A 1,598-nucleotide genomic window follows, 5' to 3' on the forward strand; every position below is an offset into this window, starting at 1 on the left:
GGCGGCGCCACCGGCTCCCCCGCCGCCGGTGGCGCAACAGCCGGAGCAGCAGGAGCAGCCGAACCCGGCAGCCGACCAGCAGCTGCTGACCGCCGCCGACGCGGGCGACCTCGCGCAGGTCCGCGCGGCGCTGGCCGCCGGAGCCGACGTGGAGTCCCGCGACGAGCGCCAGCGCACCCCGTTGCTGCTGGCCGCGCTCGCCGACCACGTCGACGTGGCCCGCGAGCTGGTCGCCGCCGGAGCCAACCCGAACACCCAGGACGACCGCCGGGACAGCGCGTTCCTGGTCACCGGGGTGACGGGCAGCGTCGGCATGCTGGAAGCCCTGCTCCCCGCCCACCCGGACTTCGCCCTGACCAACCGCTACGGCGGCACGGCGCTGATCCCGGCCGGAGAGCACGGCCACGTCGAGTACATCCGGGCAGCGGTGCGCACCGGGATCGACGTGAACCACGTGAACGACCTCGGCTGGACGGCCCTGCTGGAAGCGGTGGTCCTCGGCGACGGCAGCGAGCGCTACCAGCAGGCCGTGCGAACGCTGGTGGACGCAGGTGCCGACGTGCACATACGCGACCGCAACGGCGTCACCGCCCTCGAGCACGCGGAAAGCGACGGCTACACCGAGATCGCCGACATCCTCCGATCGGCACCATGAACCGGGTGGGGGCGGGCATCCTCCCCCCAGACCCCGCTCCCACCCGTACCAACGAGCCGGGCGCCTCGAATCCTCTGAGGACTCGGGGCGCCCGCCGGTCTCGGGTCACGGGGTCCAGTTGGTTTCTTCCGCCCAGGTCCAGGCTTTGGGGAGGGCTTCGGCGAACCAGGGTTCTTTCGCGTCCGCGTAGGCATCGTGGTCCGGGTCGGTCGCGTGGGCTTCCGCGACTTCTCGCTTCAGGGCCAGGTAGTCGGCGCGGGCCTCTTCGTTCGCGCGCAGCCAGGCCGGGAACAGGAGGGCCACTCGCTGGCCCGGGGTTCCGTCCGCTCGGACGTGGAGGTTCACGTAGCGGGCCGGGTCCGCCGAGACGTGGATGCGCTTCTTCCAGAGCTCCGGGTCCGGTGCGAAGTCGTGCGGGGTGTCGCCGTCGATCTCCGGGATCTGCGGGAAACCCGCATCGGCGAGGGAATCGGCGAGCTCGTCGGCGTCCGCCAAGGACCGGACCGTGAGCTGGAGGTCGAGGATGTCCTTGGCGGGCAGGCCCGGGACCGAGGTCGAGCCGACGTGGTCGACGCGCACGGCCTTGTCCCCCGCAGCCCGCTCGACTCGGTCGATCAAGCAGCGGGCCTGGCGCGGCCAGTCCGGGTTCGGATCGACCAGCCGCGGTGCGCGCTTCGGCGGGCGGCGGCGCAGCCGCACGTTCTCCTCGAAGGGCACCAGGCGGTCCCGCCACAGCGCGTCGACCTGGGCGATGACCTCGTCGACGGGGCCACTGTTGTCCAGCCACACGTCGGCGACCTCGCGCCGCTGCTCGGTGGTGGCCTGCGCGGCGATGCGCGCGCGGGCGTCCTGCTCGGTCAGCCCGCGACCCACCAGCCGCTGCACGCGCTCGTCCTCGGGCGCGTCGACGATGATCACGAGGTGGTAGTTCGGCGCGTAGCTG

At 72.8% G+C, this 1,598-nt stretch carries 2 protein-coding genes; one reads left to right on the forward strand and one right to left on the reverse strand.

What is annotated here, in order from left to right; genetic code table 11:
* A partial coding sequence (locus tag ABTZ89_RS38570) for an ankyrin repeat domain-containing protein (RefSeq protein WP_351054426.1) occupies positions 1-655 on the forward strand: 655 nt, incomplete at its 5' end.
* Between the two features lie 105 nt (positions 656-760).
* Here ABTZ89_RS38570 and coaE read toward each other — a convergent pair.
* The coding region (gene coaE, locus ABTZ89_RS38575; RefSeq protein WP_351054428.1) for a dephospho-CoA kinase at positions 761-1,598 on the reverse strand (838 nt) is incomplete at its 5' end.

The organism is Saccharopolyspora sp. NPDC002686 (genome assembly GCF_040295745.1).
GTDB lineage: Bacteria > Actinomycetota > Actinomycetes > Mycobacteriales > Pseudonocardiaceae > Saccharopolyspora > Saccharopolyspora oryzae.